Annotated in this window: 16 protein-coding genes and 1 pseudogene; 6 read left to right on the top strand and 11 right to left on the bottom strand. The window is 73.4% G+C overall.

Going from position 1 to position 16,180, the window contains the following annotated elements; translation table 11 throughout:
- The 3 genes and pseudogenes from IE200_RS10430 to IE200_RS10420 form a co-directional block, all read right to left on the bottom strand.
- Window positions 1-496 (bottom strand): annotated as a pseudogene (locus IE200_RS10430) (hypothetical protein); the annotation flags it as partial.
- Between the two features lie 208 nt (window positions 497-704).
- A complete protein-coding gene (locus IE200_RS10425; RefSeq protein WP_191279388.1) occupies window positions 705-1,391 on the bottom strand; it encodes a lysoplasmalogenase in 687 nt (228 codons plus the stop codon).
- Between the two features lie 4 nt (window positions 1,392-1,395).
- Complete coding sequence (locus IE200_RS10420; protein WP_191279387.1) at window positions 1,396-1,743, bottom strand: TraR/DksA family transcriptional regulator; 348 nt, start codon at window positions 1,741-1,743, stop codon at window positions 1,396-1,398.
- Window positions 1,744-1,825: 82 nt separating this feature from the next.
- Between IE200_RS10420 and IE200_RS10415 the strand changes: the two genes are divergently transcribed.
- The 5 genes from IE200_RS10415 (at window position 1,826) to IE200_RS10395 (ending at window position 8,497) form a co-directional block, all read left to right on the top strand.
- Window positions 1,826-3,532, top strand: coding sequence for a serine/threonine protein kinase (locus IE200_RS10415; RefSeq protein WP_191279386.1), 1,707 nt, complete (start codon window positions 1,826-1,828; stop codon window positions 3,530-3,532).
- Window positions 3,533-3,630: 98 nt separating this feature from the next.
- Window positions 3,631-4,650: a zinc metalloprotease gene (locus IE200_RS10410; protein ID WP_191279385.1), complete on the top strand. Its 1,020-nt coding sequence runs from the start codon at window positions 3,631-3,633 to the stop codon at window positions 4,648-4,650.
- Window positions 4,651-4,780: 130 nt separating this feature from the next.
- Complete coding sequence (locus tag IE200_RS10405) at window positions 4,781-5,206, top strand: hypothetical protein (RefSeq protein ID WP_191279384.1); 426 nt, start codon at window positions 4,781-4,783, stop codon at window positions 5,204-5,206.
- Between the two features lie 292 nt (window positions 5,207-5,498).
- Window positions 5,499-7,079, top strand: coding sequence for a citramalate synthase (gene cimA, locus IE200_RS10400; RefSeq protein ID WP_191279383.1), 1,581 nt, complete (start codon window positions 5,499-5,501; stop codon window positions 7,077-7,079).
- 26 nt (window positions 7,080-7,105) lie between these two features.
- The gene (locus tag IE200_RS10395; RefSeq protein ID WP_191279382.1) at window positions 7,106-8,497 is read left to right on the top strand and encodes an amidase; all 1,392 of its coding nucleotides are present in this window, start codon (window positions 7,106-7,108) and stop codon (window positions 8,495-8,497) included.
- 12 nt (window positions 8,498-8,509) lie between these two features.
- Here the strand turns inward: IE200_RS10395 and IE200_RS10390 are convergent, their stop codons facing one another.
- Genes IE200_RS10390 through IE200_RS10380 form a run of 3 tightly spaced genes read right to left on the bottom strand, consistent with a single transcriptional unit; the run spans window position 8,510 to window position 10,432 of the window.
- Complete coding sequence (locus IE200_RS10390) at window positions 8,510-9,118, bottom strand: energy-coupling factor transporter transmembrane component T family protein (protein ID WP_191279381.1); 609 nt, start codon at window positions 9,116-9,118, stop codon at window positions 8,510-8,512.
- A gap of 7 nt (window positions 9,119-9,125) precedes the next feature.
- A complete protein-coding gene (locus IE200_RS10385) occupies window positions 9,126-9,815 on the bottom strand; it encodes an energy-coupling factor ABC transporter ATP-binding protein (RefSeq protein ID WP_191279380.1) in 690 nt (229 codons plus the stop codon).
- Entirely contained in the window at window positions 9,812-10,432 is a 621-nt protein-coding gene (locus tag IE200_RS10380; RefSeq protein WP_191279379.1) for a biotin transporter BioY, read from the bottom strand. The genes IE200_RS10385 and IE200_RS10380 overlap by 4 nt, the downstream gene beginning before the upstream one ends.
- 119 nt (window positions 10,433-10,551) lie before the next feature.
- Here IE200_RS10380 and IE200_RS10375 point away from each other — a divergent pair, with 119 nt between their 5' ends.
- Window positions 10,552-11,106, top strand: a complete 555-nt coding sequence (locus IE200_RS10375) for a TetR family transcriptional regulator (RefSeq protein ID WP_191279378.1) — start codon at window positions 10,552-10,554, stop codon at window positions 11,104-11,106.
- A gap of 68 nt (window positions 11,107-11,174) precedes the next feature.
- On the opposite strand, the gene IE200_RS10370 is transcribed toward IE200_RS10375, so the two are convergent.
- From IE200_RS10370 to IE200_RS10350, 5 genes are read right to left on the bottom strand one after another with little or no spacing between them, the layout of a single operon-like run.
- The gene (locus IE200_RS10370; RefSeq protein ID WP_229856373.1) at window positions 11,175-11,780 is read right to left on the bottom strand and encodes a pentapeptide repeat-containing protein; all 606 of its coding nucleotides are present in this window, start codon (window positions 11,778-11,780) and stop codon (window positions 11,175-11,177) included.
- A 38-nt stretch (window positions 11,781-11,818) separates the two neighbouring features.
- Window positions 11,819-12,607 (bottom strand): 3-oxoacyl-ACP reductase, encoded by a 789-nt coding sequence (locus tag IE200_RS10365; RefSeq protein ID WP_191279377.1) that lies wholly within the window; start codon window positions 12,605-12,607, stop codon window positions 11,819-11,821.
- Entirely contained in the window at window positions 12,604-13,977 is a 1,374-nt protein-coding gene (locus IE200_RS10360; protein WP_191279419.1) for an aldehyde dehydrogenase family protein, read from the bottom strand. Before IE200_RS10360 ends, IE200_RS10365 begins: the two co-directional genes overlap by 4 nt.
- A gap of 5 nt (window positions 13,978-13,982) precedes the next feature.
- On the bottom strand, window positions 13,983-14,750 hold the full coding sequence (locus IE200_RS10355; RefSeq protein ID WP_191279376.1) for a gamma-glutamyl-gamma-aminobutyrate hydrolase family protein: 768 nt from the start codon (window positions 14,748-14,750) through the stop codon (window positions 13,983-13,985).
- Complete coding sequence (locus tag IE200_RS10350; RefSeq protein WP_191279375.1) at window positions 14,737-16,113, bottom strand: glutamine synthetase family protein; 1,377 nt, start codon at window positions 16,111-16,113, stop codon at window positions 14,737-14,739. The genes IE200_RS10355 and IE200_RS10350 overlap by 14 nt, the downstream gene beginning before the upstream one ends.
- Between the last annotated feature and the right edge of the window lie 67 nt (window positions 16,114-16,180).

Below are 16,180 nucleotides of genomic sequence, written 5' to 3'. Positions count from 1 at the left end.
CGGGTCCGATGCGTCCGGCGACGGCGGCGACCTGCGCGTCGACGAACCCCGCCGCCTCACGAGTCAACGGAGGGGAGGTGTGGATGGTGGTCTCCGCGACCGCACGGGCACGCCACGCGGGAACGGCACCGGCGTGGACCTGTGCCCAGAGGCGGGGGAGGCGGTGGCGCAGCTCGAGCGCGTGGCCGATGAGCTTCTTCGCCGCGGTCGAGCTGATGCCGAGGACGGTGCCGAGCTCGGCGATGCAGAACTCCGCGACCAGCGGAGCACCGTCACCGGCGATGGGTTCCTCGTGCTCACACCCCGGGACGGCGAACGTGGCGGCGGAGTGGATCGACTCGGGCGGGTGCAGGTCCGCCCACTGCGCGGCAAGGACGAGCTGGCGGGCGGCCGCGGTGTTCTCGGCGGCCCGCTCCAGCCGGATAGAGGCGAGCAGGCCGGAGGCGGTGAGGGCGTCTGCCTCACCTGCTCCGGGCCCTGCCGCGACTTCGATCATGTGTTCGACCCTACGTGAACCCACCGACACTGACCATGGCTGTGGACGGTAGGTGGCCCACGACTTTCGACGGGTCTTGTGACGGCACTGCGTCGCTCCTCGACCGGCGGGCTTCGGTGGTTGAGGAGGTCGTGCAGCGACCGTCGCGAAACCAGGTCAGTGGTCTCGTGGCGCGACTTCGTCGCTCCTCGACCACCGAGGGACGGTGTCAGGGTTGCGTCGCGCCCGACACGCCCGCGGCGATCAGCCCCTGACCTGCTGTGTAGGTCGCCATGACGAAGGAGTCGAGCGCGGGCCGCGGCTCGCGGAGCAGGAACCGCTGCGTCGCCAGCACGAAGTCGGAGACGACGAACAGTGCTGTCCCGGCCCGGATGCAGCGGCGCGAGCCGGCCGGCAGGGATCGAGAGAGCACGTGCGAGCTCGCGAACATCGCGCTGAGGATCGTCGCGTAGGCAGCGACCGGAGCCCGGAGCGCCGGGTCCTCGCGACCGGCGGCCACCCCCATGACGGGCGCGGCGGTCAGCCAGAGCCCGAGCGTGACGCCGAGCCCGGTCGTGTCCCAGTCGTCGCGGGGGCCGCGGACCGACGAGAACGCGGCGACGTACGCCACGTGGGCGCCGAAGAACGACCCAACCCCGGAGAGGAACGCCCGCTCGCCCGTGCTGAGCAGCGCCACGTCACCGCCCCACGAGAACGCCTGGGCGGCTCGCGTGGACGTGGCCAGCACCGTGCGGTCGCCACCGCGGCCGGAGGTGGCCGCGAGCGTGGGCATCAGCAGCGGCTTCGTGACGTACCGCAGCCGTCGTGCCGCCGCGCTGCGCCTCCCGGCGGCGAGGCTGTCGACGACCGCGAGACCGACGTAGGTGGCGGGGAGCAGGGACCGGAACCGGGTCATGCGGTCATCCTGTCGGTCGCGCGGCGCACCGGATGCACAGTCGCGCCGCCGGCAGGGCCTCCAGCCGGTCCGGGCCGATGGCTGCGCCACAGCCCTCGCACACGCCGTACGTCCCGGCGTCCACCCGCTGCAGGGCGGCGTCGACCTCCGCGAGGTGGTCGCGCACCTGCTTGACGAGGGCCCCGATCTGCGACCGCTCGAAGGCGATCGTCGTGCCCTCCGGGTCGTGCTCGTCGTCGGCGTTGGTGTCGAGCGAGGCGGCGACCACGGCGTCGTAGTCGCCGGTCAGGCTCGCCAGCCGCTGCTGCAGCTGCTCGCGCTCGGCGGCGAGGCGTTCCCGGGTCTCGTCCATCCCGCCATCATGGACCCGGCCGCCGACGCCGCGCGTCGCCCGGATCAGGGTGTTCAGCGTCCGCCGCCCGTATCCTCGTGCCGTGACGACGTCCCCGAAGGCGCCGCCGCCCGGTCTGACCGTCGGTGGCTACGCGCTGCGCGCCCGCCTCGGCGAGGGCGGCATGGGTGTGGTCCACCTGGGCCAGCGGCCGGGTGAGCGGCCGGTGGCGATCAAGGTCCTGCGTCCGCACGTCGTCGGCGACGACGAGGCCCGTCGCCGCCTGGCCCGCGAGGTCAGCTCGCTGAGCCGGGTCCGCAGCCGCCGCGTCGCCGAGATCGTCGACGCGGACCCCTTCGGCGACATCCCCTTCGTCGCGACCCGCTACGTCCCGGGCCTTTCGCTGCACGACCACGTGCAGGAGGAGGGCCCGCTGACCGGCGACGACCTGCGGTGGTTCGCCGACTGCCTCGCCGAGGCCCTGGAGGCGGTGCACGACGTCGGCGTGCTGCACCGCGACATCAAGCCGTCCAACGTGATCATGGAGGGCCGCACGCCCATCCTCATCGACTTCGGCCTGGCCCGCGTCGCCGAGGACTCGCGGATCACGATGAACGGCTGGCTGCTCGGCACGCCGGGCTACCTCGCGCCCGAGATCCTCTACGGCGACGACGCCACCGCGGCCTCCGACGTGCACGCGTGGGCCGCCACCGTCGCCTACGCCGGCACCGGGCACGCACCGTACGGCCGCGGCCCCTCCGTGGCGATCATGGACCGCGTCCGCCGCGGCGAGCACGACCTCACCGGACTCGACCCCGACGTGCGCGAGCTGGTCGAGGACGCGCTCGCGCCCGCGCCCGAGGACCGACCCTCGCTCGACGAGGTCCGCGACTGGCTCGAGGAGATCGGCTCCCCGACCGCCGGGAGCGCACGTGAGGACCACCGCCCCGCCGCGCCGGTCACGCTGCCCTACGCGGCGCTCGCCCACGAGGCGTACGACGCGCCGACGCGCGTCGGCACCGCGGCCGCCGCGCCCGTGCCGTCCGACGAGCCCGTCCACTGGTCCGACGACTGGACCGCGCCGTCCGGGCAGGCTGACGACGACCACCACGAGTGGTCCGACGAGGACTGGGGCGCCACGCCCACGACGCCGCACGTGCGGACACGGGTCCTGCCGGACGGCTCGACGGAGTACGTCACGGACTACGGCCCGCCCGCCCGGGAGCGGGTGCCCGCCGGGCACCGGCTGCGCCGGTCACTGACCCTGCTCGCGCTCGGCGGTGTCGTCGCCGGCGGCATCGCCCTCGCCCCCTACGTCGCGCTCGTCGTCCTGTCCGTCGTCGTGTGGGTGCTGCGCAGCGGCTCGTTCGCCGCCGCGTCGGCCGGCAACCGCCGCGACCGCCGCGGAGCGAAGTGGTACGACGGGATCCAGGTGCTGCTCGCCGCACCGTGGCACGTCGTCGCGGCGCTCGGCGGGTCGCTGGTCCTCCTGCTCTGGAGCGCCGGGATCGCCTGCGCCGTCGCGCTGCTCTGCTTCGCCGCGTCGCTGTCGATGACCACCTCGCTCCTTGCCATCGGCGGCGCCTTCGCGGTCTCGGCGTGGTGGGGGCCCGGCTCCGAACGGGTCCGCTCCCCGGTGCGCCGGCTGGTCGACCCGCTGGCCCGCCGTGGCGTGCCGTGGCTCCTGGTCACGCTGCTCGTCGCAGCCGCCGGCTCCGGCCTGGGAGCCGCCGCGTCCGCCCAGGGCACGAGCTGGACGCCGTACGACGACGCGCCCTTCTCGGGTGTGCGGCTCCCCGGCTGGCTCTGACGCGGGACCCGCCTCGGCGAGGTCCACCCCGAGATGGTCTTCTCGCGGACCCTTCGCGTGCCTTACGGTCCCCTCAACCGACTTCGTGAGGGGACAGCATGAACCTGACCACCACCCGTGCCGTACGCCGCGTCGGCGTCGCGGCCACGGCACTCGCCCTCGGCATGGGCGTTTCCACGCCCACCTTCGGCGCGCCGGCCAAGGACAAGGCCGTCGACTGCATCGAGTACGGCGACGTCGCCGAGGCACCCGCCGGCGCCATCCCCCGTGACGACCTCCACGTGGTCCGCAAGGACCCGCTCGCCCAAGCGGCCCGCGCGGCGCGGACGTCCACCAAGGGCAAGCAGGGCGCCTCGGTCGCAGCGATCGAGACGGTGGAGGTCCCGGTCCGCTTCAACGTCGTCTACAAGGACAGGAGCTCGGACGGGGGCTACCTGTCCGACGAGCGGATCGAGGAACAGATCCGGGTGCTCAACGAGGGCTTCAGCGGCACCGGCTTCTCGTTCGTGCTCCAGGAGATCGACCGCGTGCAGCAGCCCGAGTGGTTCAACCTCGTCTCCTCCAACGGCGGGCTGCCCCGCTTCTACCGCGGCAGCGGCAAGGAGGTGAAGATGAAGCAGTACTTCTACGGCGACAGCACCTCCGAGACGCTCAACATCTACTCCGCCTCGCTGGCGCAGTCCCTGCTGGGCTGGGCCTACTTCCCCTCCGACTTCACCGAGGAGTCCACCCTCGACGACCCGCTGCCGCAGTACCGCGACGGCGTCGTCGTCGACTACCGCAGCCTGCCGGCCGTGGAGGGCGACACCGGTGACATCAGCCGTTACTCCGTCTACGGCGAGGGCGACACCGCCACCCACGAGGTAGGCCACTGGCTGGAGCTCTACCACACCTTCCAGGGAGGATGCTCGGGCTCGGGTGACTACGTCGACGACACCGCGCCCGAGGCGTCCCCGGCCTTCGGCTGCCCGGAGGGTCGCGACACCTGCGAAGGCGGGGGAGTCGACCCGATCACCAACTTCATGGACTACACCTACGACTCCTGCATGACGGAGTTCACCGCCGGCCAGGCCGCGCGGATGCAGATGGCGTGGACGAAGTACCGCGCGATCTCGTGAGGACCGGCCGCGGCCCGCGCCGAACTGTGCGGGAAGTGTGCGGGTCACTGACCGTGGTCGGTGACCCGCACCCGCGCTGGACTGTGGTGCCGGGACCCGCAGGGGGGCCCGATCACGAGGGGAACACCACATGAGCATCACCACCACGCGACGGCTCGGGCGCCTCGGCGTCGTCGTCGGCGCAGCGGCGACCGCGGTCGCCGTCACCGCGACGAGTGCCAGCGCGCACCACTGCTTCGTCCCGATGTACACGCTCGACGGTCCGACGTCGTCCAACTGGTTCGTCGTCCCGGCCGCCATGGGCGCGGGCTTCGAGGGCTACACGGCGCCGTGCGACGGCGCCGAGGACGCCGGCTACGCCGCGCTCCGCGAGGCTGGCCTGCCGGTGGCGCTGAAGGTCTTCGACAAGATGACGATCGGCGACCCGAAGCACACCGGCCGGACCAACCCCAACGGGGCAGACGGCCGCGGCCTGGAGTACTTCGCCGCCGGCTCGCCGCTGCCGGGGCAGATGGTCTCGACCTACGTCGCCGGGGCGGAGGCCTACGCCTGCTGAGCAGGTCCGACGCTGGACCTGACGCGGGTCTGACGCTGGTCTGACGCTGGGGGACACCACGCCCCGGGAGCCGTCGTGGGGGCGGCACCCGGGGCGCGGTCGTGCGTGCCCGGACCGGAGGCGACCGGATCCCGAGACGCGGCGTCCCGCCGCGACGGATGCGTGGCACCATCGGACCCGTGACCAGCACGATCATCATTGCCTAGCGCGTCGGGACTCCCCGCCGCGCCGACCTCCTGCACCCCAGGAGGTTTTTTTGTACCCCCACGCCGCACCGACCGAGAGACCTCCGATGGACCTGCACGGCTCGTTCCACGTCTACGACACCACCCTGCGCGACGGCGCCCAGCAGGAGGGGCTCAACCTCTCGGTCGCCGACAAGCTGAGCATCGCCCGGCAGCTCGACGGGCTCGGGGTGGGCTACATCGAGGGCGGCTGGCCCGGCGCCAACCCCAAGGACACCGAGTTCTTCCGCCGTGCGCGTGAGGAGCTCGACCTCCGCCACGCGCGGCTCGCAGCCTTCGGTGCGACCCGCCGGGCCGGCGTACGCGCTGCCGACGACCCGCTCGTCGCGGCGCTGCGCGACTCGGGGGCCGGCGTCGTGACGCTCGTCGCCAAGTCGCACGACCGGCACGTCGAGCTCGCGCTGCGCACCACGCTGGAGGAGAACCTCGCGATGGTGCGTGACACGGTCAGCCACCTCCGTGCCGAGGGCCAGACGGTGTTCCTCGACGCCGAGCACTTCTTCGACGGCTACCGCGCCAACCGGGCGTACGCGCTGGAGGTGCTGCGCACGGCGGCCGAGGCCGGCGCGGAGGTCGTCGCGCTCTGCGACACCAACGGCGGCATGCTGCCGGACTGGGTGTCCGACGTGGTGCTCGACGTGATCGAGACGACCGGGACGCGCGTCGGCATCCACGCGCACAACGACAGCGGGTGCGCGGTCGCCAACTCGCTGGCCGCGGTGGCCGCGGGGGCGACCCACGTGCAGGGCTGCATCAACGGCTACGGCGAGCGGACCGGCAACGCCGACCTCGTCACCGTCGTGGCCAACCTCGAGCTCAAGCTGGACCGCGCCGTGCTCCCGCAGGGGCTGCTGCGCGAGGCCACCAGGATCGCGCACGCGGTCGCCGAGGTGACCAACGTCCCGCCCGCCTCGCGCCAGCCCTACGTCGGCACGTCCGCGTTCGCCCACAAGGCCGGGCTGCACGCGAGCGCCATCAAGGTCGACCCGAACCTCTACCAGCACATGGACCCGCTCGACATCGGCAACGACATGCGCCTGCTGGTCTCCGACATGGCGGGCCGGGCGTCGATCGAGCTCAAGGGCAAGGAGCTCGGCTACGACCTGTCGCAGGACCGCGAGCTCGTCACGCGGGTGACCGAGCGGGTCAAGGAGCTCGAGCAGCGCGGCTACACCTTCGAGGCCGCCGACGCGTCGTTCGAGCTGCTGCTCGCAGAGGAGGTCGAGGGCACCCGGCCGTCGTTCGTCGACGTCGAGTCGTGGCGGGTCATCACCGAGACCCGCACCGACGGCGAGGCGGTCTCCGAGGCGACGGTGAAGCTGCGCGCCGAGGGCGTGCGCTACGTCGTGACGGGGGAGGGCAACGGTCCCGTCAACGCCCTCGACGCGGCGCTGCGCGAGGCGATCGGGCAGGCGTTCCCCGAGGTGGCGAAGTTCGAGCTCATCGACTACAAGGTCCGCATCCTCGACCAGGGTCACGGCACCGACGCGATCACGCGGGTGCTGATCGAGACCAGCGACGGCGAGTCGTCGTGGGTCACGGTCGGTGTCGGGGCCAACGTGATCGAGGCGTCGTGGGGTGCGCTGCTCGACGGCCTCACCTTCGGCCTGCGGCGCCACCACCGCTGAGCCTTCGTGCCCGGTAGGTTCGCCACGTGCTCCACGACCTGTCCGCGCTCGCGCAGGGCGACGCCGTACGACGTGGTGAGGTGTCGCCGCTCGAGCTGGTCGAGCACTACGCCGGGCGCGCCGACCACGTGGGCGCCTTCGTCACCACGACGCACGACCTGGCCCGCGCGCACGCGCGGCGGCTCACCGACCACGGACGTCCCGCGGACGCCGGCCCGCTCTGGGGCGTCCCGACCGGGATCAAGGACCTGCACCCCACTGCGGGGGTGCGCACCACCTTCGGCTCCGCGGCGTACGACGACTTCGTCCCCGACACCTCCGACGACCTCGTCGTGACCGTCGAGGCCGCAGGGATGCCGAGCCTGGGCAAGACCAGCACGCCGGAGTTCGGCTCGCCCTGCTACACCGAGCCCGACGTGGCGCCGCCCGCCGTGACGCCGTGGGACACCAGCCGTACGGCAGGCGGGTCCTCGGGCGGGGCGGCAGCGGCCGTGGCGGCCGGCCTGCTGCCCCTCGCGCCCGGGTCCGACGGCGGCGGCTCGATCCGGATCCCCGCGTCGTGCTGCGGGCTGGTCGGTCTCAAGCCGAGCCGCGGCCGGATCAGCGCCGCGCCGAGGTACGGCGACCCGGTCGGGCTCGCGACCGCCGGCACCCTCGCCCGTACGGTCCGCGACGCCGCCGCGCTCCTCGACGTGCTCGCCGGCCGTCGCGTCGGCGACCCCTTCTGGGCGCCTGCGCCGAGCGGCACGTTCCTCGACGCCTGCGACCGCGACCCGGGCCGGCTGCGCGTGGCGCGCTTCGTCGCGCCGGTCATCGCGGACGTCGACGTCCACCCCTCGTCGCTCGCCGCCTGGGCGGACGCCTCCGCCCTGCTGGACGCCCTGGGCCACGACGTCGAGGACGTGCCCGTGCCGATCCCGCGCGACGCGGTGGCCGACTTCGAGACCTGCTGGGCCGTCCTCACCGCCCTGTCGACCGCGCCGCCCGGACGAGAGGACCGCCTGCGCCCGCTCACCCGCTGGCTCTCCGAGCGGGGCCGCGCCGTCAGCGGCCCGGAGTTCGGACTCGCGATCAGTCGCCTCCGCCAGCACGCGGCGGGAGCCCTCGCGGCCCTGGCGGCGTACGACGTGGTGCTGACGCCGACCCTCGCGATGCCGCCGGTGGAGGTCGGGGCGCTGCGCGACGACGCCGACCCGGCGCGTGACTTCGCCCGCCAGAAGGCCTTCACGCCGTGGACGTCGGCGTGGAACGTCACCGGGATGCCCGCGGTGTCGCTGCCGCTGCACTGGACCGACGACGGCCTGCCGGTCGGCGTGATGCTCGCCGCGAGGCCTGCGGAGGAGGAGCTGCTGCTCTCCCTCGCCGCCCAGGTCGAGGCAACGGCGCCCTGGGCGGACAGGCGCCCGCCGGGCTGGTGAGTCAGCGCGGCGTCAGTCGCCGATCCCGCGCGCGTGGAGCGCGTCGCCGGTGTCGCGGGCCCGCGCCACCACTCGGACCACGAACGGGATCAGGAGCGCACGGGGCGAGCGCTCGAGCCCGCGCGCGACGGCGGCGTCCCGCGACTCCTCGGCCAGGGTGATCGTGGTGGGGATCGCCCGCAGCATCAGCGAGAACGCCAGGGCCACCGCCTCCGGGTCGACCCCGACGCGGCGCAGCGGACGCAGGCCCCGTGCGACCGCGTCCATCACCTCGTCGACAGGGGTGGTCACGGTGAGCGTGGTGGCCAGCAGGATCAGCGCGACGAGGTCGCCGACGACCTCGACGGCGCGGGGCCAGCCGTTCTGCCAGACGGTCCACGCGCCGAGGATCGCGGCGGTGAGCAGCAGCCACCGCATCGCCCGCAGCGTCAGCCCGAGGCGGGCGCCGGACCACGCGAGGAGTGCGGTGGCCACGGCGACGAACACGACCGCCGACGGAGGTCCGTCGACCACCACGACGACCAGGCTGGCGGCCATCAGTGCGACGAGCTTGGCGCCGGCGGGCAGCCGGTGCAGCAGCGTCGTGCCCGGCTGGTGGAGACCGAGGAGCTGCGCGCTCATGTCGTGCTCATGCCGTGACGCGGTAGTGGTCGATGACGTCGGCAGGGTCGCCGTCGCGCTCGACGCGGCCCGAGCGGACCAGCAGGACCCGGTCGCAGCGGGCCGCGAGCTCGAGGTCGTGGGTGACCAGGACGAGCTGCTGCGGCAGACCGAGGAGCAGGTCGCCGATCCGTCGGCTGTTGCCGAGGTCGAGCAGGGTCGTGGGCTCGTCCGCGACGAGGACGGACGGCTCCGTGGCGAGCACGCCGGCCAGCGCGAGCAGCTGCCCCTCCCCGCCCGACAGCCCGTGGACGCTCCGGTCGCCGAAGCCCCCGAGCCCGAAGTCCGCCAGCACCCGGTCGGCGGCGGCGAGCCGCTCGGCCTTGTCCGGGTGCGTACGCCGCAACGACAGCGCGACGTCCTCGCGCGCCGTCGGCATCACCAGCTGTGCGGCCGGGTCGGTGAACATGAAGCCCACCCGCCGTCGTACCTCCCGGCCCTCGCGAGCCACGTCGAGGCCGTCGACCAGCACACGACCCGTCGTCGCGGGGACGAGGCCGTTGAGGAGGCGGGCCAGCGTCGACTTTCCCGAGCCGTTGGGCCCGACCAGTGCGATGCGGCGCTCGGTCAGCTCGAGCGACGTCTCCTCCAGGATCCGGCGGTCGCCGTCGTGGGTCGGGACCGAGACGGTGACCTGTTCGAGGCGGATCCCGCTCACGCGGCGGGCGTGCCCTCGGGCTGGTCCTGCGAGGTCGGGCGGGCAGGGGCGGTGGGACGTCCGAGCATGTCGGGGAAGGCGCGGTGGACGGCGGTCGCGACGAGCGCCATCGCGACGTTCTTGAGGACGTCGCCGAACCAGAAGATCTTGTCCACGTCCCACGCCTGCGCCCACGTCAGGTCGGCGCGCAGGACGAGGCCGGCCATGCCGAGGGTGTGGATGAAGAGGGCGGAGCTGACCAGGCCGGCGCCGAAGATCGCCACGGGGCTGACCAGCGACCGGCGGGGGAGCCGCTCGACGATCGCGCCGCACAGGGCGGCGGCGAGCGGGAACCCGACGAGGTAGCCGGCCGTCGGGCCGGTGAGGACCGCGAGGCCCGCGGCGCCGCCGGAGAAGATCGGCAGGCCGGCCGCGCCCGCCACGACGTACAGCAGGACGGCCAGGAAGCCCCGGCGCATGCCGAGCACGGCGCCCGACAGCAGCACGGCGAAGGTCTGCAGCGTGATCGGCACGGGGCCGGCGACCTTGATCGCGGGCAGCAGCGCGCACACCGCGACGAGGGCGGCGAAGGCGGCGATCAGGGCGATGTCGGTGCCGGGGTTGCGGCGAGTGCTCATGCGATGTTTTCCTCTACCTGAACAGTGATCAGTTGAACGGCGTTCAGGTTAGGGTCGGCGCGGTCCCCGCGTCAACGGCCCGCCCGCGTCGGTCGCCGGGGAGGACGAGGGGGTACGCCGTGCCGCACCGCCGCTCGGACGTGCTCGCCCACGCGGTGGACCTGCTCGACACCCACGGCCTGGCCGCGCTGACGATGCGCCGGCTCGGGGCCGAGCTCGAGGTCCAGCCGAGCGCGATCTACCACCACTTCGCCAGCAAGCAGGCACTGCTCGCAGCGGTCGCCGACGAGATCCTGGCCCGCGGTGCGCGCCCCCGTACGGCCTCCGAGTGGCCCGACCAGCTGCGTGAGATCTGCGTCGAGCTGCGCGAGGCGATGCTGGCGTGCACCGACGGCGCCGACGTGGTCGCCACGGTGTGGGCCTTCGGGCTCGGCGCCGCCGCACCCGTCGCGGACCTGGAGAAGGTGCTGACCGACGCCGACGCCCCCGACGAGCTCGTCGCGGTCGCCTCGCGGACGCTCGTGCACTACGTCTTCGGTCACGCCTTCGAGGAGCAGACCGCCCGCCAGGCCGTCCGCCTCGGCGCCGTCGACCGGTCGCTCGACTCGCTGCCCGACTTCGGGCTCGGGCTCGACCTGGTGATCGACGGCCTGCGCCTCCGCCTCGGTAGTTAGGGACGTTTCGGTAGGCCGAATGGGGGTCGCACCTACCAGAACGTCCTGAACTACCCAGCGGAAAGGGCTCAGGCGGAGGTGTCGACGTCGGCGCCGTGGAGCTCGGCCAGCAGCACGGCACCGGCGAGGTCGAGGCGCGTCCGCTTGAGCTCGGCAGCCGCCAGGTCGACGCCGTCGAGGCTCGCGCCGCGCAGGTCGGTGCGGTCGAGCCGGGTCTGCCGGAGCACGGCGCGGTCGAGCCGGGCGCGGGCGAGCGTGCTCAGGGTGAGGTCGGACATCGACAGGTCGGCCTCGCGCAGGTCGACCCCGGAGAGGTCGAGGCGCGACAGGTTGGCGCCGCGGATCGTCACGCCGAGCCACGACCCGCCCGACACGGTGAGCGGGCGGAGCGTGCAGTCGGTGAAGACCGACCCGACGAGCTTGCACCCGTCGAGCGTCGCGTCGAAGAACGACGTGCGCCGGAAGTCGCACCCGACGAACGCGGTCGCGGTGTGGGCCGAGGCGTTGAACCGGCCTCCGTGGAAGGTGCACCGCTCGAAGGTCGCGCCCGAGGTGGTGGCCTCGGAGAGGTCGACGTCGGTGAAGGTGCAGTCGACGAAGCGCGCTGCGCCCAGGTCGTCGCCGTACCAGTCGTCGCCGCGGAAGTGCCGGTCGGTCGCGTCCATCGGCTCCATGCCGGGCACGCTACCGAGCCGGGGAGACAGCCACGGCCTCAGAGGGGAGTCACGTACGCCGCGTGGATGCCGCCGTCGACGAGGAAGCTGCTGGCGGTGATGAAGGAGGCGTCGTCGCTGGCCAGGAACGCGACGGCCGCCGCGAGCTCCTCGGGCTCGGCGAACCGGCCGACCGGGACGTGGACCAGGCGCCGGGCCGCCCGCTCGGGGTCCTTGGCGAACAGCTCCTGCAGCAGCGGGGTGTTGACCGGGCCCGGGCACAGCGCGTTCACCCGGATGCCCTGGCGGGCGTACTGCACGCCGAGCTCGCGCGACATCGCCAGAACGCCGCCCTTGGACGCGGTGTAGGAGATCTGCGAGGTCGCCGAGCCCATCACCGCGACGAACGACGCGGTGTTGATGATCGACCCCCGCTGCTGCGGCGCCATGTGGCGCAGGGCGGCGCGGCAGCACAGGTAGACCGAGGTGAGGTTGACCAGCTGGACGCGGTCCCAGGCGTCGAGGTCGGTCGACTCGATCAGGTCGTCCTCGGGAGGGGAGATGCCGGCGTTGTTGAAGGCGATGTCGACCGAGCCGTGCGAGGAGGCGACGGAGTCGAAGAGCGCGTCGACCTGCGCCCGGTCTGCGACGTCGACGGCGACGAAAGTGCCGCCGACCTCCTCGGCGGCCGCGTTGCCGGCCTCGGGGTCGAGGTCCGCGACGACGACGCGCGCGCCCTCCGCGGCCAGCCGCCGGGCGGAGGCCAGGCCGATGCCCGACGCGCCGCCGGTGACGACGGCGACGCGGTCGCGCAGCCGCTGGGTGAGGTCGACGGGGGTGATCGTCACGACAGCTCCTCGGGTCGGTCATCGATGGCGATGAAGACGTTCTTGGTCTCGGTGAAGGACAGGGCGGCATCGGGGCCGAGCTCGCGGCCGATGCCCGACTGCTTGAAGCCCCCGAACGGTGTGGAGTAGCGCACCGACGAGTGCGAGTTGACCGACAGGTTGCCCGCCTCGACGGCCCGGCTCACCCGTACGGCGCGGGACAGGTCGCGGGTCCAGATAGAGCCGGACAGCCCGTAGTCGGAGTCGTTGGCCAGCGCGACCGCGTCGGCCTCGTCCTCGAACGGCAGCACCGCCACGACCGGTCCGAAGATCTCCTCGCGGACAGTGCGGTCCTCCCGCGACGGTGTCAGCACGGTCGGCGGGAACCAGAACCCGGGCCCCTCCGGCGCGGTCCCGCGGAACGCCACCGGCGCGTCGTCGGGCACGTACGAGGCGACCTTCTCCCAGTGCGCGCGGGACACGAGCGGCCCCATCTCGGTGGCGCGGTCGCGGGGGTCGCCCACCCGTACGCCGGCCACCGCCGGCTCGAGCAGCTCCATGAAGCGGTCCAGGACGCTCCTCTGGACGAGGATCCGGCTGCGTGCGCAGCAGTCCTGCCCGGCGTTGTCGAAGACGCCGTACGGCGCGGTCGCGGCGGCGCGCTCGAGGTCGCTGTCGGAGAAGACGATGTTGGCGCTCTTGCCGCCGAGCTCGAGGGTGACCTGCGTGACCTGCTCGGCGGCCCGCGCCATCACCCGGGTCCCGGTCGCGGTCGACCCGGTGAAGACGACCTTGCGCACGTCCGGGTGGTCGACGAGGCGCTCGCCGACCACCGACCCCTTGCCGGTCACGACCTGCAGCAGGCCCTCGGGGAGGCCGGCCTCGAGCGCGAGCTCGGCGAGGCGCAGGGACGTCAGGGGCGTCCACTCCGCCGGCTTGAGCACCACGGCGTTGCCGGCCGCGAGCGCGGGCGCGAAGCCCCACGACGCGATCGTCATCGGGAAGTTCCACGGCGTGATGACCCCGACCACGCCGATCGGCTCGGCGAAGGTGAGGTCGAGGCCGCCGGCGACCGGGATCTGGCGACCGAAGAGGCGCTCGGGCGCGGCGGAGTAGTAGGTCAGCACGTCGCGGACGTGCCCGGCCTCCCACTCGGCCTGGCCGAGCGGGTGGCCGGAGTTGCGGACCTCCAGCTCGGCGAGCTCGTCGACATGGGCGTCCACTACGGAGGCGAAGGACCGCAGCGCGCCCGCCCGCTCGGCCGGCGCGAGCGCGGCCCACCTCCGCTGGGCCGACGTCGCCCGCGCGACGGCCTCGTCGACGTCGCCTGCCTCCAGCTCGGGGACGCTCGTCACGACCGACTCGTCGGCCGGGTTGACGATGTCGAACATCGCGGTCACCGCTCCTCCTGCTCGCGGGCTGCCTGCACCAGGGACTCCACCAGCCGGAGGTCGTCGAGCGTCTGCTCGGGGTGCCACTGCACGCCGACGGCGAAGCCCTCGCCGTCGACCTCGACGCCCTCGACCACCCCGTCCTCGGCGTGGGCCGTGGCCCGCAGCCCGTCGGGGAGCCGCTCCACGGCCTGGTGGTGGTAGCAGGAGACGACTGCCTCGGCGCCCAGGGCGGTGGCCACGCGGCTGCCGGGGACCGTACGCACCGTGTGCGAGGCGAACTCGCCCGGTCCGTGCTTGTGGGCGCGGGCCCCGGGTAGGTCGGGCACGTGCTGCACGAGCGTCCCCCCGAGGGCCACCGCCAGCACCTGCGCCCCGCGGCAGATGCCGAGCAGCGGCACACCGTCGTCCAGCGCGGCGCGGGTCAGGGCGAGCTCCCACTGGTCGCGGTCGGTCGCCGGCGGGTCGGCCGTCGGGTGCGGCTCGGCCCCGTAGTACCGCGCGTCGACGTCGCGACCGCCGGCCAGCACGAGCGCGTCGACCCGGGCCAGGACCTCACCGGCGGGCGCCGCCCCGGGACCCGGCGGCGGGAGCAGCACCGGCACGCCGCCCGCCCGTGTGACGAGCTGGACGTAGTCGTACTGGAGGTAGGCCGCCGCGACGTCCCACACGCCCTGGCGTGCGCGCTCGACGTAGGTCGTGATGCCGACGACCGGTCGCCGGCCGCCCGCGTCGGGACCGTTGTCGGGACCCGCGTCGTCACATCCGCTCAAAGCACCGCACCCGCTCCCAGTCGGTCACCGCCGCGTCGTACGCCCGCTGCTCAACGCGGGCGTTGTTGAGGTAGTGCTCGACCACGTCGTCGCCGAGGGCGGCGCGCGCGACGGCCGAGCCCTCGAACAGGTCGGCGGCCTCGCGCAGCGTGGTCGGGAGCCGGTCGACGTCGCCGGTGTAGGCGTTGCCCTCGAAGGCGGGCTCGAGCGGCAGCTCGTGGTCGATGCCGTGCAGGCCGGCCGCGATGATCGCGGCGACGGCGAGGTAGGGGTTCACGTCGCCGCCCGGCACCCGGTTCTCCAGGCGCATCCCGGCGCCGTGGCCGACGACCCGGAGGGCGCAAGTGCGGTTGTCGATGCCCCACGCGACGGCGGTCGGGGCGAAGCTGCCCTCGACGAACCGCTTGTAGGAGTTGATGGTGGGCGCGAGGAGCAGGGTGAGCTCGCGCATGCACGCGAGCTGGCCGGCGACCCAGTGCTCGAAGAGGCGCGACATCCCGTGTGGCCGGGACTCGTCGGCCATCACCGCGGAGCCGTCGTCGCCGCGCACCGACAGGTGGACGTGGCAGCTGTTGCCCTCGCGCTCGTCGAACTTGGCCATGAAGGTCAGGCTCCTGCCGTGGAGGTCGGCGATCTCCTTGGCACCGTTCTTGTAGATCGTGTGGTTGTCGCAGGTCACCAGGGCGTGGTCGTAGCGGAACGCGATCTCCTGCTGGCCCAGGTTGCACTCGCCCTTGGAGCCCTCGCAGTACATGCCCGCGCCCTCCATGCCGCGGCGGATGTCGCGCAGCAGCGGCTCCATCCGCGTCGAGCCGAGCACCGCGTAGTCGATGTTGTAGTCGCTGCCGGGGCGCATCCGGGCGTACCTCCGGGCGAAGGCGTCGCGGAAGGTGTCGTCGAAGACCATGAACTCCAGCTCTGTGCCGACGTACGGCACGAGCGAGCGGGCGGCGAGGCGGTCGACCTGGCGCTGCAGGATGCTGCGGGGCGCGGCGGCGACCGGCGAGCCGTCGTGCCACTCGAGGTCGGCCATCACGAGGGCGCCGCCGGGCAGCCAGGGCGTGAGGCGCAGGGTCGACAGGTCGGGTCGCATCACCATGTCGCCGTAGCCGCGCTCCCAGCCGGCCATGGCGTAGCCGTCGACGGTGTTCATCTCGACGTCGACGGCCAGCAGGTAGGTGCAGCACTCGGCGCCGTGCGGCTCCACCTCCTCGAGGAACAGCCGCGCTGACACGCGCTTGCCGACCAGACGACCCTGCATGTCGGCGAAGCCGACGACGACGGTGTCCACCTCGCCCCTCTCGACCAGCGAGGCCAGTCCGTCGAGCGAGAGCGGAGCAGAGCTCTGCCGATCAGGTGCCATGGACCTCACGGTATAGCGGACCGGTCACCGGCAGGCCGCAGCCACGACGGCGGCTCGACGGATAGGG

The organism is Nocardioides flavus (ex Wang et al. 2016) (genome assembly GCF_014653115.1).
GTDB lineage: Bacteria > Actinomycetota > Actinomycetes > Propionibacteriales > Nocardioidaceae > Nocardioides > Nocardioides flavus.
Note: the sequence above shows the minus strand (reverse complement) of the source record. Positions and strands in the feature narration are given on the sequence as shown.

What these genes read in the sequence shown, in the direction of transcription:
- IE200_RS10425 (WP_191279388.1), bottom strand. Translation starts at nt 1,391, where the DNA reads ATGACCCGGTTCCGGTCCCTGCTCCCCGCCACCTACGTCGGTCTCGCG.
- IE200_RS10420 (WP_191279387.1), bottom strand. Translation starts at nt 1,743, where the DNA reads ATGGACGAGACCCGGGAACGCCTCGCCGCCGAGCGCGAGCAGCTGCAG.
- IE200_RS10410 (WP_191279385.1), top strand. Translation starts at nt 3,631, where the DNA reads ATGAACCTGACCACCACCCGTGCCGTACGCCGCGTCGGCGTCGCGGCC.
- IE200_RS10405 (WP_191279384.1), top strand. Translation starts at nt 4,781, where the DNA reads ATGAGCATCACCACCACGCGACGGCTCGGGCGCCTCGGCGTCGTCGTC.
- cimA (WP_191279383.1), top strand. Translation starts at nt 5,499, where the DNA reads ATGGACCTGCACGGCTCGTTCCACGTCTACGACACCACCCTGCGCGAC.
- IE200_RS10390 (WP_191279381.1), bottom strand. Translation starts at nt 9,118, where the DNA reads ATGAGCGCGCAGCTCCTCGGTCTCCACCAGCCGGGCACGACGCTGCTG.
- IE200_RS10380 (WP_191279379.1), bottom strand. Translation starts at nt 10,432, where the DNA reads ATGAGCACTCGCCGCAACCCCGGCACCGACATCGCCCTGATCGCCGCC.
- IE200_RS10370 (WP_229856373.1), bottom strand. Translation starts at nt 11,780, where the DNA reads ATGGAGCCGATGGACGCGACCGACCGGCACTTCCGCGGCGACGACTGG.
- IE200_RS10360 (WP_191279419.1), bottom strand. Translation starts at nt 13,977, where the DNA reads ATGTTCGACATCGTCAACCCGGCCGACGAGTCGGTCGTGACGAGCGTC.
- IE200_RS10350 (WP_191279375.1), bottom strand. Translation starts at nt 16,113, where the DNA reads ATGGCACCTGATCGGCAGAGCTCTGCTCCGCTCTCGCTCGACGGACTG.